The organism is Micromonospora chalcea (assembly GCF_028768405.1).
GTDB classification, from domain to species: domain Bacteria; phylum Actinomycetota; class Actinomycetes; order Mycobacteriales; family Micromonosporaceae; genus Micromonospora; species Micromonospora chalcea.
Genome location: NZ_CP118233.1, coordinates 894611 through 909881, shown reverse-complemented (window position 1 = coordinate 909881; position 15271 = coordinate 894611). Strand labels below are relative to the sequence as shown.

Below are 15271 nucleotides of genomic sequence, written 5' to 3'. Positions count from 1 at the left end.
CCTTGATCAACCGGATGGGAGGCGGGGTCAGACCGAGACGAGCTCCTTCTTCTCGGCCTTGGCGGCCAGGCGCTTCTCACGCTCCTGGGCGCCGATCAGGTCGTCCGGCAGGGAATCCTCCACCTCGATGTCGAAGCGGCGCAGCAGCCGGATCGCGAACCCGCCGAGCGTGACCAGGACCAGCGCCGCGCCGAAACAGATGTACGCGAACCCGATGCCCCGGCCCGGTCCGGTGCCGATCACCGCCCCCACCGTGCCGGCCAGCGCTCCGCCCGGCGCGAGCATCGGCTCGAACAGCGCGGTGGCGCCCGGCGCCAGCAGCGCGAACCCGATCGGCAGCGTGGACCAGGAGATGGTCTGGTTGAGGCTGAACACCCGGCCGTGGAAGCGCTGCGGCACCTTCACCTGGACGATCGTCGCGTAGATCGACTGCGCGGTGGTCATCGACATGGCCAGCCAGCAGAACCCGACGCAGATCATCGCCACCGAGGCGTCCAGGCCGATCAGCATGCAGCCGATCGCGGTGCCCAGGTTGCCGATCAGCACGCCGATCATGCGGCGCTTGCGCGGCCCGCCCCACAGCGACATGAGGATGCCGCCGAGCACCGCGCCGACCGCCTCGGCCAGCGCGACCTGGGCGACCTGGGTGGGGCTGCCGAACGACAGCACCAACGGGGTGATCAGCACCAGCGCGGGCGCCAGGAAGATGTTGCCCAGCGCGAAGTAGCCGAGCATCAGCCGGAATCCGCGGTGCCGCCAGGAGTAGCGCATGCCGTTGGCGATGGCCACCAGCAGCCGCTCCCGGGGCCGCCAGCCGAGCGCGTCCGGGAAGCGGACCACGGCGAGCGTGAGCACCGCGAGCACGTAGCTGGCCACGTCGACGAGCAGGATGCCCTTCAGGTCGATGGTGGCGAGCAGGCCGGCCGCGAACGCCGGCATGAGCAGCGTGGCCACACCGGTGGACAGCTGGGTGATGCCCATGGCGTGCCCGAGGTAGCGCTTGGGCACCAGCTGCGGCACCGCCGACTGGAACGCGATCCGCTGGAACGACCCGGCCACCGAACTCAGCGCCACCAGCAGGTAGATGTGCCAGAGCACCAGGTTGTCGGTCCACAGCAGGCTGGCCAGCACCAGCTGGATGGAGCCGGCGAAGCAGCTGGCCGTCATCATGATCCGGCGGCGGCTGACCCGGTCCACCAGCGCGCCGGCGACCGGCAGCATGAGCACGCCGCAGATCAGCGCCAGCGCCCACAGCAGACCGAGGTCGGCCACCGAGCCGGTGCGGTTGAACAGCCAGATCGGCAGCGCGAACGCGGTCAGCGCGGAGCCGGTGCTGGAGACGAGCTGCCCGACCGTGATGGCCAGGAAGCGGCCCATGCTCGGCTTGACCGCGGTGCTGGCCTTGCGGGCCACGCCCACGCGCAGCGTGTCCGCCACCGCCCAGCCGGCGTCCTCACCCCGCGCCTGCGGGCTCAGCGCGCCGATGTCACCGGCGACCACCGCCGGGTGCGCCTGCGTGACGATCTCGGCCAGCTCCTCGGCGCGGTACTTCAGGAAGAAGTGACCTGCCTGGTCGAGCACGACCAGCCCGAGCGTGTCGCTGAGGAACTGCCACTCGGTGTACCGCTCGCGGTAGTAGTCGGTGACCGGGTCCTCGGAGCCGACCACCGAGATGATCGGCGCGCGCAGCTTCGTCGCCTGCTTGTCCAGCAGCCGGGTGAAGTACTCCTCCGAGGCGCGGGAGTCGGCCCGCATGTTGCTGATGATCCGGTCCGCCTGCTCCGGGTCCAGCTCGTCGGTGTCCACGCCCATCGACTTGAGCCAGCTCGCGTAGTGCTTGTTGCTGCGCAGTTGCTCCAGCTTGTTGCGGGCCGCCGAGAAGACGCCCTTGGGGCGGGCGAACGGGAACATCGCGCCGATGTAGACGGCCTCCAGGTCCCGGCCGGACGCCTCGACCTTGCGGGCCACCTCGGCGACGATCGCGCTGCCCACGCCGCAGTGGCCGTACAGGGCGATCGGTCCCTCGACCCGCTCCAGGATCTCGTCGGCGACCCGGCTGGTCAGCTCCTCGAACGGCAGCGCGTCCTCGGTGAGGCCGACGTCGTGGCCGGGGATGGCCAGCGACCACAGCCCGTACCCGGCCGGCAGCGCGTCGGCCAGCGGCTGGTAGACGATGGCGCTGCCGCCGCCGTACGGCACGCAGACGTACGTCAGCACCCGCTTGCCCGCCGGGATCGGCTTGGTCAGCTCGTAGAGCAGCCGGCGCGGCCCCTCCTGGGCGGCGTCGCCGGAGATGAACGCGGCCAGGTCGCGGATGGTGCGCTGCTGGAACAGGTCCATCACGCCGACCGCCCGGCCGCCCAGCTCCGCCTTGCGGATCTTCGCGACCACCTGGGTGGCGAGCATCGAGTGCCCGCCCAGGTCGAAGAAGTCGTCGTCGATGCCGAGCGTGTCCACGCCGAGCACCTCGGACCAGATCGCGGCCAGCGCCCGCTCGGTGTCGTCGCGCGGCTCGACCAGCGCCACCGACGCCTCGCGGGTGACCACCGGCGCGGGCAGCGCCTTGCGGTCCAGCTTGCCGTTCGGGGTCAGCGGCAGCGCGTCGAGCGTGACGAACGCGGCCGGCACCATGTACTCGGGCAGCGTGTCCTTCAGCGCCGCCTTCAGCGCGGCGTGCTCGGCCGCCCCCACCAGGTACGCGGTGAGCCGCTTGTCGCCCGGGCTGTCCTCCCGGACGATCACCGTCGCCTCGGTGACGCCCGGCTGCTCGCGCAGCGCGCTCTCGATCTCGCCCAGCTCGATGCGCAGGCCGCGCAGCTTGACCTGGTGGTCGATGCGGCCCAGGAACTCGATCACCCCGGCGCCGTCCGGGCCGATCACCCAGCGGGCGAGGTCACCGGTGCGGTAGAGGCGGGCGCCCGGTTCGGCGGAGAACGGGTCGGGGACGAACTTCTCCGCGGTCAGCGCCGGCCGGCGGTGGTAGCCGCGGGCCAGCCCGACACCGCCGATGTGCAGCTCACCGGCCACCCCGACCGGGCACTGCGCGCCGGACGGGTCGAGCACGTGCAGCCGCAGGTTGGCGATCGGCGCGCCGATCGGCACGCTGGTCACCTGCGCGAGCCGGTCCGGCTCGCACGCCCAGGCGGTCACGTCGATGGCCGCCTCGGTCGGGCCGTACAGGTTGTGCAGGCCGCACCAGGGCAGCCGGGCGGTGAAGTCGGCCGCCGAGGCCAGCGGCAGCTCCTCACCGGAGCAGATCACCCGGCGCAGCGCGGTGGCCGCCTCCACGCCGTCCTCGGCGAGGAAGACGGTGAGCATCGACGGGACGAAGTGGGCGGTGGTGATCCGCTCGGACACCAGCAGGTCACGCAGGTAGCCGGCGTCCTTGTGGCCGCCCGGCTTGGCCAGCACCAGGCGCGCGCCGGTGCGCAGCGGCCAGAAGAACTCCCACACCGACACGTCGAAGCTCGCCGGGGTCTTCTGGAGCACCGCGTCGTCGGCGCCGAGGCGGTACGTCTTCTGCATCCAGTCGAGCCGGTTGACGATGCCCCGGTGCGTGTTCGGCACACCCTTCGGGCGGCCGGTGGAGCCGGAGGTGTAGATGACGTACGCCAGGTGCTCCGGCCCGGCGGCCGGCGCCGGGTTGGTGTCGGGCTGACCGCTCCACACGGTGGCGTCGTCCAGTTCGAGCACCGTGGCGCCGGTGTCGGGCAGCACGTCGCGCAGGTGCGACTGGACCAGCACCACCGGCGCGTCCGCGTCGCCGACCATGAACGCGAGCCGGTCGGCCGGGTACTCCGGGTCCAGCGGCAGGTACGCGCCGCCGGCCTTGAGCACGCCGAGCAGGCCGGCGACCAGTTCCACCGAGCGTTCCGCGCAGACCCCGACCAGGGTCTCCGGGCCGACGCCGGCCGCGCGCAGCCGGTGCGCGACGCGGTTGGCCTGCGCGTTCAGCTCGGCGTACGTGCGGCTGTGGCCGTCGATGGTGACCGCCACCGCGTCCGGGGTGGCCGCGGCGCGCTCCTCGATCGGGCCGTGCAGCGTCTCGGCGCGCGGGAAGTCCGCGCTGGTGTCGTTCCAGGCGGCCAGCAGCTCCCGCTCGGCGGCGGGCAGCAGGGGCAGCCGGGAGACCGGGGTGTCCGGCGCGGCGACGACCGCGTCCAGCAGGGCGGTCCACCGCTGCGCCATCCGCTCCACGGTGGCCCGGTCGAACAGGTCGGTGTTGAAGACCAGCTTGCCCCAGAGCCCGTCGACGGTCTCGACCGCGTGCAGCTCGAAGTCGAACCGGGTGGCCCGCAACTCCATCGGGGTCCAGGTGAACGTGACCTCGTCGGTACGGGACACGCCGGTGAACCGGCCCATCTCGTAGTTCTGCAGCACGAACATGGCCTGGAACACCGGGGAGCGGCTGACGTCGCGCGGCAGGCCCAGCTCGTGCACGACCTTGGCGAACGGCACCTCGGCGTGCTCGAAACCGTCCAGCACGGTGCGGCGGGTGCGCTCCAGCAGCTCGGCGAAGGTCGGGTCGTCGCCCAGGTCGGCGCGCAGCGGCAGCATGTTGATGAACATGCCGACGAGGTTCTCCAGCTCCGGCGCGGACCGTCCGGCGACCGACGCGCCGATGGCGAAGTCGTCCTGGCCGGAGTGCCGGGCCAGCAGCACCTGGTACGCGGCGAGCAACGTCATGAACAGCGTGCCGCCGCTGTCGCGGGTGAGCGTGTTGAGCGCCTCGGTGGCGGCCGGGTCGAGCTGGAACTCGACGAAGTCGCCCCGGTAGGTCTGGGTGGCCGGGCGGGGCCGGTCCAGCGGCAGTTCCAGCGGGGTGATGCCGGCCAGCCGCTGCTTCCAGTAGTCGACGTGCGCCCGCGCCTGCGGGCCGTCCAGCTCCTGGGCCTCCCAGACGGCGAAGTCGCCGTACTGGATCGGCAGGGCGGGCGGCTCGCCGCCCCGGTAGAGCGTGATCAGGTCACGCAGCAGCACGTCCACCGACCAGCCGTCGCCGACGATGTGGTGCTGGGCCAGGAACAGCACGTGGTCGTCGGCGGCGAGCCGGATCAGCAGGGCCCGCAGCAGCGGCCCCTCGGCGAGGTCGAACGGCTCGGCCGCCGCCGCCTCGACCAGCGCCTGCGCGGCGGCCTCGTCGGGCGCGTCCACCACCGTCAGCGGCACGTCCGCGGTGTCCGCGATCACCACCGTGGGGCGGCCGTCGGAGTCGGCCGGGAAGCGGGTGCGCTGCGACTCGTGCCGGTCCGCGAGCGCGGTCAGGGCGGCGCGCAGCGCGTCCACGTCGAGCGGTCCGCGCACCCGCAGCGGCACCGCGATGTGGTACGCCGCCTCGCCCGGGGCGAGCTGGTCCATGAACCAGACCCGCTCCTGGGCGTAGGACAGCGGTACCTCGGCGCCGGCCGGGCGGGGGGTGATCCGGGCCGCGGTTGCGGTCTGGCGGGCGCGTAGCCGTCGGGCGATCAGCGCCTGCCGGGCCGCCTCGCGGGCCGGATCCTTCAGGTCGGTCATCAGTTGGTTCCCTCTTCCGCCGCGAGCAGCGCGGCGACCTCGGTGTCGGAGAGACCGTCGAGCTCGGCGGCGATCCGCTGTTCGATCTGGGCGGCCAGGTCCGCCACCACGGGGCTGCTGAACAGCGCCCGCATGGGCAGCTCCACGTCCACCTCGGCGCGGATGCGGGCCATCGCCCGCATGCCGCGCAGCGAGTTGCCACCGAGGGCGAAGAAGTCGTCGTGCGCGCCGACCTTCTCCACCTGGAGGATGTCGGCGTACACCTCGGCGACCAGGGCCTCGGCCTCGGTGCGGGGCGCGACGTAGCTGTCCTGCGCCGTCTCGGCCGACGCCGGGGCGGGCAGCGCGGCGCGGTCCAGCTTGCCGTTCGGGGTCAGCGGCAGCGCGTCCAGCCGGACCAGGGCGGCCGGCACCAGGTGCGCCGGCAGCTCGCGGGCCAGTTCGGCGCGGACCGAGTCCTCGTGGGCCGGGCCCACCAGGTAGCCGACGAGCATCGGCTCGCCGCCGTCGGCGCGGACCGCCGCGGCGGCGGCCCGTACGTCCGGGTGGGCCAGCAGCGCCGCCTCGACCTCGCCCAGCTCGATCCGCATGCCGCGCACCTTGACCTGGTCGTCGCGGCGGCCCAGGTAGTCCAGCGTGCCGTCGGCGCGCCAGCGGGCCAGGTCACCGGTGGCGTACATCCGGGCGCCGGGCGGACCGTACGGGCAGGGCAGGAACCGCTCGGCGGTCAGGCCGGGCCGCTCGTGGTAGCCGCGGGCGAGCTGCGTGCCGGTGACGTACAGCTCCCCCACCACGCCCGGGGGCACCGGGCGCAGCGCGGTGTCGAGCAGCAGCGCCCGGGTGTTCCAGGTGGGCGTGCCGATCGGTACCGGGCCGGCCGGGACCGGCTCGCCGGGGGCGATGCGGGCCGCGACGCAGCCCACAGTGGCCTCGGTCGGGCCGTACTCGTTGATCACCGCCACGTCGGGGTGCGCGGCCCGCCAGGCGGCGAGCTGCTCCCCGGTCAGCGCCTCGCCGCCGATGACCAGGTCGGTCGTCGGTGACAGCTCGCCGTCGAGCAGCGGCAGGTGGCTCGGCGTGACCTTGAGGAAGGTCGGCCGCCCACCGGCGCGGGCGGCGGGCTCGTCGATCGCGGCGAGCCGTACCGTGCCGCCTGCGGTGAGCGTGCCGAGCAGGCCGGTGACGGTGAGGTCGAACGAGACCGGCGAGTGCAGCAGCGCCACCCCGGAAAGCCCCGGGTAGGTGGCCCGGGCCCAGGCCAGGTACGCGGTCACCGCCCGGTGCTCGACCACCACGCCCTTGGGCCGGCCGGTGGAGCCGGAGGTGTAGAGCACGTACGCGGGGTGTTCGGGGCGCAGCGGGGCGACCCGGTCGGCGTCGGTGAGGTCGTCGCCGGGCTGGTCGGAGCCGACCTCGCCGTCGAGCACCAGCGCGTCGCCGGGCACCAGGGCGGCGGTGTCCGGGTCGGCCACCACCAGCGCGGGCGCGGCGTCGGTGAGCAGGTACGCGATCCGCCCGGCCGGGTACGTGGTGTCCACCGGCACGTACGCGGCGCCGGCCTTCAGCACGGCGAGCATCGCCACGACGAGGTCACAGGAGCGGGGCAGGGCCAGCGCGACCCGGGTCTCCGGGCCGGCCCCGCGCGCCACCAGCAGCCGGGCCAGCCGGTTCGCGGCGGTGTTCAGCTCGGCGTAGCGCAGCGTCGCGCCGTCGCAGACCAGCGCCGGCTCGTCCGGGGTGGCGGCGGCCTGCCGCTGCACCTCGTCGACCACAGTGGTCGCCGGCACGTCGTGGGCGGTGTCGTTCCAGGCGCCCAGCACCAGGTCATGTTCGTCGTCGGTGAGCAGCGGCAGCGCGGCGACGGTGCGCTGCGGCTCGGCGACGGCGGCGGCGAGCAGCCGCACGTAGCGGCGCACCACCGCCTCGGCGGTCTCCCGGTCGAACAGCTCGGTCCGGTAGACCAGGCGGCACTCCCCGGTGGTGATGTCGAAGGCCAGGTCGTCCTTCGTGGTGCCCAGCTCCACCGGGTCGAGGCCGGAGTCCGGGATCCAGTTCAGGGCGGTCTGGAAGATCGGCTGCACCGACGGGTCCCGCTGCGGGTCGACCGCCTCGACGATCTTCTGGAACGGCGCCTGGCCGTGCTCCATGGCGTCGATCAGGCCGTTGCGGATCCGGCCGAGCAGCGCCGCGAACGCCGGGTCGCCGGAGACGTCGCAGCGCAGCGCCACCGGGTTGACGAACATGCCGATCAGCGGCGCCAGCTCCGGGTTGTCGCGGCCCGCGGTGGCCACCCCCACCACCACGTCGGTGTCGCCGGAGATCCGCGACAGCAGCGCCGCGAAACCGGCCAGCAGCACCATGTACGGGGTGGCCTGCGCGCCGGTGGCCAGCGTGCCGATCCGGTCCAGCAGCCCGTCGGGCAGCGTGAAGCGCACCTCGTCACCGGCGAACCCGAGCTGGCCCGGACGGGGCCGGTCCAGCGGCAGGCCGATCACCGGCGGCGCTCCGGCCAGGTGGCCGGTCCAGAAGGCGAGCTGCCGGTCCAGTTCCTCGCCGGTGAGCTGCTGGCGCTGCCAGACCGCGAAGTCGGCGTACTGGATGGGCAGCTCGGGCACGGCGGGCTCGGCGCCGGTGCGCGCGGCCTCGCAGAACGCGACCAGTTCGTGGTGGAACAGCACCGCCGAGTGGCTGTCGAAGACGGCGTGGTGCGCCACGAACGCCAGCGCGAGCCCGTCCTCCATGCGGATCAGCCGGGCCCGCCACAGCGGCGCGGCGTCCATCGGGATCGGGGCGCGCGCCATCTCGCCGCGGATCCGCTCGAACTCGCCGCGCTGCTCACCGGCGGGCAGATGGGTGACGTCGGTGACGGGCAGCGGCGCCGGCTCGTGGGCGCGCACGACCTGCACCAGCGCGCCGTCGTCGACCCGCAGGTGGGTACGCAGCGCCTCGTGCCGGGCGATCACCCGGTTGACCACGTCGCCGGCCGTCTCGGCGTCCACGTCGGCGGGGAACATCCACGGGAAGGAGACGTTGAACACCGGCGACCCGGCGTCGAGCTGGTTGGCCATCCACACCCGCTCCTGGGCGTAGGAGGCCGGGAACGTCCACTCCTGGGTCATGAGAGGGCCTCGCGCACCGAGCGGGGACGCATGTCGGTCCAGACCTCGTCCACGTGGGCCAGGCACTCCTCGCGGCTGCCGGCGAAGCCGGTGTCGTGCCAGCCGGCGGGCAGCTCGCGGTCGGCCGACCAGATCGAGTACTGCTCCTCGTCGTTGCGGACGACCAGGAATCGGGATTCGGCCATGTCAGTTCGCTCCTGCGGTGTCGGGGGTGTGCGGCTCGGCCATCGCCACGGCGATCTTGCGGGGGCCGGTGAACGGCTCCCGGCCGTGCGCGGCGGTCATGTTGTCCACCACCAGCACGTCGTCGCGCTGGTAGTCGAAGCGGACCGTGGCCGCCCGGTAGGCGGCGCGCAGGTGGTCCATCACGTCGGCGGGGATCTCGCCGCCGTCGCCGTAGTAGGTGTTCGACGGCAGCCCGTCGGCGCCGAACATGGCCAGCAGCCCTTCCTGGTAGTCCTTGGGCAACGTGCTCAGGTGGAAGAAGGTGGCGTGGTTGAACCAGCGCGGGGTGTCCGAGCCGGGCCGGTGGTGCACCACGTCCCGGACCGCGCGGGTACGCAGGCCGTCCTTGCCGACCCATTCCACGGTGATCCCGTTGTCCGCCGCGTACGCCTCCACCTCGGCGCGGCTCTCGGTGTTGAACACCTCCTGCCAGCGGGTGCCGAAGTCGCCGTGGAAGTTGCGCACCAGCATCCAGCGGCGGCGGACGAACTCCTCGCGGACCGCCGGGTCGATCAGCTCGTACACCCGGCGCACGTCGGCCAGCGGCGTGGCGCCCTGGCTGTCCGGCGGCGTGACGCAGTAGAAGAACAGCGTCAGCGGCCAGCGCGCCTGGTACGAGTTCTCGTTGTGCAGGAAGATCTCCTCGTCCGGCGGGTAGTCGGTCGAGGTGTAGACCCGGCCCTTGATGGAGTGCCGGGGCGAGGAGCGCTCGGTGTAGGTCAGCGGCTCGCCGGCCAGCGCCCGTACGGCCTGGTCGAAGCCGTCCACGCCACCCACGTCGAAGCCGCGGAACAGCAGCCCTCCGCTGGCGACGAGGGTGTCCCGCAGCTCGGCGCGCCGGGCGGCGATGAGGTCGGTCAGCGGCCGGCCGTCGTTCTCGACGACCACCGGCAGCGTCGCGGTTGTCTCGCTCATGGTGCGGTGTCTCCTTGTTCCGTCGGATGTCAGCCGCGGGGCAGCCGCGGGATGGCCGGGATCGCCGCCGGGGCGGCCGGTTGGTCGGCGGGCGCCTCGGCGCGCAGCTCCTCGATCCGGGCGGCCAGGCCGGCCACCGTGGGGGTCTCGAAGAGGCTGCGCATCGGCAGCCGCACCCCGGTCGCCTTGCGCATGGCGGCGATCAGCTGCACGGCGACCAGCGAGTTGCCGCCGAGGGCGAAGAAGTCGTCGTCCACGCCGATGTCGGTGACGCCGAGACCGTCGCGCCACACCTGGGCGATGGTCTTCTCCAGCTCGGTGCCGGGTGCGGCCGAGCCGCCGCCGGTGGCCGCGGTCGCGCCGGCCGCCGCGTCGGTCTCCTCGGCGATGCTGTCGGTGGTGACCCGGGCGGCCCGGCGACGGATGTCGGCGACGGTGCGGGTGGCGATCACCACCTGGGCGCCGAGCCCGGCGGCGAGGCTGCGCCGGAACGCCTCCGCGCCGTCGACCGGGCGGATGTCCTCGGTCACCGGCGCCGGGGCGTCGGCGTCCGCCGGGGCTTCGGCCAGGTTGCCGGTGACCGCGTCCTGGTCGACCCGGCGCAGCACGAAGTCGCTGATCGCGACCAGTTCCCGCCCGTCCGGGTCGCGCAGCGACAGGTCGGCGGCGACCACCTCGTCGGTGGCGGCGGGCCGGTGCCGCAGGTGACTGTGGAACGTCGCCGGCAGCGCGCCGCGCACCACGATCCGGCCGTACGACAGCGGCAGGTAGGTGCCGGAGCCCTGGCCGCGGCCGAACGCGGTGGCCACGTCCAGCAGCGCCGGGTGCAGCCCCCACGAGGGCAGGTCGCCGAGCGCGGCGGCGGGCGCCTGCACGCGGGCCAGTTCCTCGCCGTCGGCGAGGTGGTGCTCGGCCAGCGCCGCCCAGCGCGGGCCGAACGTCAGCATGCTGGTGCGTCCCCGGCCGAACGAGGCGTCGTCGTCGACCCGCCGTCCGGCCACGGCGGGCACGGCGGCCGGCGGGGCCGCCTCGGTGGTCCACCCGGCGCTGCCGCGTACGTGGGCGCGCGCCTGGCCGGCGGCGAGGCTGGCGACGGTGAAGTCGGTGCCGTCCTCGGTCGGGGTCAGCTCGACCCGGTACTGGGCCACGGTGCCGTCCGGCACCGAGAACGGCTCCAGGAACACCACGTCACGCAGCTCGACAGCGGCGTCCGGCCCCGGCGCGGGCAGCGCGGCGGCCACCGCCGCGCGTACCGACTCCAGGTGGGCGGTGCCCGGCACCACCGGCACGCCGCCGATCCGGTGCTCGTCGAGCAGCCAGTGGGTGTCGGCCGCGACCAGGCCGTGCAGCACCGTGCCGTCCGGCCCGGCGACCATCGTGGTCAGCACCGGGTGCGTGACCGTGGTGGTCACGGTGTCCCGCCCGGCGGCCCGGAACGCGGCCGGCGCGGCGGTCTCCACCGCCATGCCGACCTCGGCCCAGCCGCCCCAGTTCTGCGACACGACCGGGGCGCGGAACCCGGTGCCGGAGCGCGCGAAGGCGTCCAGGAAGTTGTTCGCGGCGCAGTAGTCGACCTGGCCGAACCCGCCGATCACCGCGGTGATCGAGGAGCACAGCACGACGAAGTCCAGCGGCAGGTCGCCGAAGACCTGGGCCAGCGCGAGCGTGCCGGCCAGCTTCGGGGCCAGCACACGCTGCGCCTCGTCGCGCTCCTTGATCTCGGCCATGCCACCGCCGGGCAGGCCGGCGGCGTGCACGATGCCGTCGAGCCCGCCGAACCGCCGCTCGGCCTCGTCGCGGACCCGGCGCAGGTCGTCCGCGTCGGTGACGTCGGCGGCGAGCACCAGCACCTCGGCGCCCGCGGCCTCCATCCGGCGGATCGCCGCGATGGCGCGTCCGGCCCGGTCGGCGCCGCCGTGCACCGCCAGGTGCGCGTCCCACTCGTCGCGTCCGGGCAGCCCGGAGCGGGCCAGCAGCACCAGCTTGGCGCGGGCCCGGCGGGCGAAGTCCTCGGCCAGGGTGACGCCGATGCCGCCGAGACCGCCGGTGATCAGGTAGCGGCCCTCCTCGCGCAGCACGCCCGGCTCCGCCTCGGCCGCGACGCTCACCTGCTCGTAGCCGCCGAGCCAGCGGCGGTCGCCGCGCAGCGCCACCTCCGGGTGCTCGGCGTCGACCGGGCTGCGCAGCTCGGCCACCAGGGCGGCCACGCCGCGCGCGGCCGGATCGGTGTCCAGCAGCCGCACGGTCAGGCCGGGCAGCTCGGCCGGGAGCACCCGGGCCAGGCCGGCCAGCGTGGCGTGCTCGGGGCGGACGAGGTCGTCGCCGCGTACGTCGCCGATGCCGGCGGTGACCAGGTCCAGGCGTACGCCCGCCTCGTCGGCGGTCACACCGGCGCCCGCGAGCGCCTGCACCAGGTGCAGCGCGCCGAAGAAGCCGCGCTCCTGCGCCGCCCAGGCCGCCGCCGGGTCGGTGCCGGCCGGCTCGCCGTCGAGGGCGAACGCGTGCACGATCCGGCGGGGCACGTCGGCGCCGAGCGCGGCCAGAAGCTCCTCGGCGTCGGCGCGTACGCCGGGGCGCAGCCGGAAACCGCTCGCGGTGGCGGCGAACGCCTCGCCGGCGCGTACCTCGACCGGGTCGTCGCCGGCGGCGCGCAACGCGGCCACGAGCGCCTCGCCGCGCGGACCGTCGGCCAGCACCAGGCAGCGGCCCAGCGGCTCCACGGCGCGCGCCGAGGCGGCCTGGCGCCACACCGGCACCGCGAACCACTCCGGCAGCGGCCGGGGGCCGGTCTCGACGGGCGCCGTGGCCAGTTCCTGCTCCGGGTCCGGGTCGATCCAGTAGCGGCGCCGCTCGAACGGGTACGTGGGCAGCGGCACCCGCCGCGCCGCCGGGTCGGCCGCAAGGCGCACCGGCACCCCGGCGCACCAGAGCGCGCCGGCCGTGCCGAGCAGCGCGGCCAGGTCACCCGTCTGCTCGCCCGCGCCGGGCAGGCTGCCCAGCGGGGTCAGCGCGCGCTGCGCCTCGCCGGCCTTGGCGACCTGCATCCGGGCCAGGTTGGCCAGTTGCCGGCCGGGGCCGCACTCGACGAGCGCCCAGGTGCCCTCGGCGAGCAGCGTGGCCACGCACGCGCCGAAGCGGACCGGGCGGCGCAGGTGCGCGGCCCAGTACGCCGGGTCGGTGGCCTGCGCCTCGGTGATCCAGGTTCCGGTCACGTTCGACAGGAACGGCACCGCCGGGGCGCGCAGCGGCACGGTGGCCATCAGCGCGGTGAACTCGTCCAGGATCGGGTCCATCATCGGCGAGTGGAACGCGTGCGAGGTGCGCAGCAGCTTCGACTTGTTCTTGCCGCCCAGGCTGGCGGCGAACTCCTCCACGAGCGCGGTCTCGCCGGCCACCACGCAGGTGCCGGGGCCGTTGACGGTGGCCACCGACAGGCCCTGAGGCAGCCGGTCGGCCACCGCCGACTCGTCGAGCGTGACCGCCAGCATCGAGCCGGCGGGCAGGGAGTGCATGAGCCGGCCCCGGGCGGCCACCACGCGCAGCGCGTCCGCGAGGTCGAGCACGCCGGCGAGCGTGGCGGCCACGTACTCGCCGATGGAGTGGCCGATCATCGCGGCCGGGACGACCCCGGCGGCCCGCCACGCGACGGCGAGGGCGTACTCGACGGTGAACAACGCGGGCTGGGTCCACCGGGTCTCGGTGAGCTTGTCCGCCGCGTCCGGGTCGCGGCCGAGGATCAGGTCCCGGATGTCCAGGCCCAGCTCGGGGCGGAGCAGGTCGGCGCACTCGTCCACGGCGGCGGCGAACGCCCGGTCCTGGGCGTACAGTTCGGCGCCCATCCCGGCGTACTGCGAGCCCTGGCCGCTGAACAGGAACGCCACCCGGGGGGCGGGTCCGTCGCCGACGCCCCGGTGGCCCTTGCGCCGCTCGCGCAGCGCGGCGGCGGCGGACGCCGGGTCCCCGGCCACGACGGCGGCGCGGTGGGCGTACGTCTGGCGGCCGACGCGCAGCGTGTGCGCCACGTCGGCGAGCGCCACGTCGCTGCCGCCCTCCAGGTGCTCGGCGAGCCGGCGCACGGCGACGTCCAGCGCGGTCGGCGTCTTCGCCGACACCTGGAGCAGGTGCGCCGGGCGGGCCGGCGGCTCGTCCCGCTCCGCCGCCGGCGCCTCCTGGAGCACGACGTGCGCGTTGGTGCCGCCGATGCCGAAGGAGCTGACCCCGGCCCGGCGCGGCCCGCCGTCGGTGTCCCACTTGGTCAGCGTGTTCGCCACGTAGAACGGGGTGTCGGCGAAGTCGATGGCCGGGTTCGGCGCCTCGTAGTTGATGGTCGGCGGGATCAGCCCGTGCTCCATCGCCAGCACCGTCTTGATCACGCTGACGATGCCGGAGGGCTGGCTCAGGTGGCCGATGTTCGACTTCACCGACCCGATGCCGCACCAGCCGCGCTCGTCGGTGTCCTTGGCGTAGACGGCGGACAGCGCGGCGACCTCGATCGGGTCGCCGAGGGCGGTGCCGGTGCCGTGCGCCTCGACGTAGCTGATGCTGCGCGGGTCGACGCCGGCGAGCGCGACGGCCTGGGCGATGGCCTCCGTCTGCCCGTCGATGCTGGGGGCGGTGAAGCCGACCTTCCCGGCGCCGTCGTTGTTGATGGCGTTGCCGAGCACGACCGCGCGGATGTGGTCGCCGTCGGCGATCGCGTCGGAGAGCCGCTTGAGCAGCGTCACGCCGACGCCGCTGCCCCACACCGTGCCGTTCGCTGCGGCGTCGAACGGCCGGCACCGCCCGTCCGGCGAGGTGAAGCCGTCCATGCCGAGGTAGCCGACGTGCGGCAGCTCGATGTTGACGCCGCCGGCCAGGGCCATGTCGCACTCGCCGTTGCGCAGCGCCTCGCAGGCCAGGTGGAACGCGACCAGCGAGGTGGAGCAGGCGGTGTGCACGGTCATGCTGGGGCCGCGCAGGTCCAGCCGGTACGACACGTTCGTGGCCACGTAGTTCGGCGAGTTGCCGGTGGCCAGCGACACCGCGCCGTGCGGGTTCCCGCCGACCCGCTTGTTGCGGTACACGTTGCGGTGCAGGTACGTGTTTCCGCCGGTGCCGGCGTACACGCCGACCGCACCGTCGTAGCGGCCCGGGTCGTAGCCGGCGTCCTGCAACGCGGTGTAGCAGGTCTCCAGGAACAGCCGGTGCTGCGGGTCGGTGATCTCGGCCTCGCGGGCGGTCATCCCGAACAGGCCGGCGTCGAACTCGTCGTAGCCGTCCACCAGCGGGGCACGGTTGACCCAGCCCGGGTCGTCGACCTCCTGCGGCTGCGCGCCGCGGGCGAGCTGCTCCTCGCGGGTCAGCTCGGTCGTCGACTCCACGCCGTCGACCAGGTTGCGCCAGAACTCGTCGACGTCGGCCGCGCCGGGCAGGCGGGCGGCGAGCCCGACGATGGCGATGGGCTCGACGCCGTCGTCGGCGGGAATGTCGTTCTGCATGGGGGTTCCTTCATTCACAAG

5 protein-coding genes are annotated in these 15271 nt (G+C 74.3%); all 5 read right to left on the bottom strand.

Annotated features, from left to right (window positions below):
* Window positions 1-27: 27 nt before the first annotated feature.
* Genes PVK74_RS04200 through PVK74_RS04180 form a run of 5 tightly spaced genes read right to left on the bottom strand, consistent with a single transcriptional unit; the run spans window position 28 to window position 15250 of the window.
* Window positions 28-5514 (bottom strand): non-ribosomal peptide synthetase/MFS transporter, encoded by a 5487-nt coding sequence (locus PVK74_RS04200; protein WP_274478239.1) that lies wholly within the window; start codon window positions 5512-5514, stop codon window positions 28-30.
* Window positions 5514-8633 carry a non-ribosomal peptide synthetase gene (locus PVK74_RS04195; RefSeq protein WP_274478238.1) on the bottom strand — a complete coding sequence of 1040 codons (3120 nt, stop codon included), beginning with the start codon at window positions 8631-8633 and terminating at the stop codon, window positions 5514-5516. Before PVK74_RS04195 ends, PVK74_RS04200 begins: the two co-directional genes overlap by 1 nt.
* Entirely contained in the window at window positions 8630-8818 is a 189-nt protein-coding gene (locus tag PVK74_RS04190) for an MbtH family protein (protein WP_043324625.1), read from the bottom strand. The genes PVK74_RS04195 and PVK74_RS04190 overlap by 4 nt, the downstream gene beginning before the upstream one ends.
* A gap of 1 nt (window position 8819) precedes the next feature.
* Window positions 8820-9773 (bottom strand): TauD/TfdA family dioxygenase, encoded by a 954-nt coding sequence (locus tag PVK74_RS04185; RefSeq protein WP_043324628.1) that lies wholly within the window; start codon window positions 9771-9773, stop codon window positions 8820-8822.
* Between the two features lie 29 nt (window positions 9774-9802).
* Window positions 9803-15250, bottom strand: a complete 5448-nt coding sequence (locus tag PVK74_RS04180) for a type I polyketide synthase (RefSeq protein ID WP_274478237.1) — start codon at window positions 15248-15250, stop codon at window positions 9803-9805.
* Window positions 15251-15271: the final 21 nt, after the last annotated feature.

Excerpts from the sequence above, each read along its gene's own strand:
- PVK74_RS04195 (WP_274478238.1), bottom strand. The coding sequence starts at position 8,633 with ATGACCCAGGAGTGGACGTTCCCGGCCTCCTACGCCCAGGAGCGGGTG.
- PVK74_RS04180 (WP_274478237.1), bottom strand. The coding sequence starts at position 15,250 with ATGCAGAACGACATTCCCGCCGACGACGGCGTCGAGCCCATCGCCATC.
- PVK74_RS04200 (WP_274478239.1), bottom strand. The coding sequence starts at position 5,514 with ATGACCGACCTGAAGGATCCGGCCCGCGAGGCGGCCCGGCAGGCGCTG.
- PVK74_RS04185 (WP_043324628.1), bottom strand. The coding sequence starts at position 9,773 with ATGAGCGAGACAACCGCGACGCTGCCGGTGGTCGTCGAGAACGACGGC.
- PVK74_RS04190 (WP_043324625.1), bottom strand. The coding sequence starts at position 8,818 with ATGGCCGAATCCCGATTCCTGGTCGTCCGCAACGACGAGGAGCAGTAC.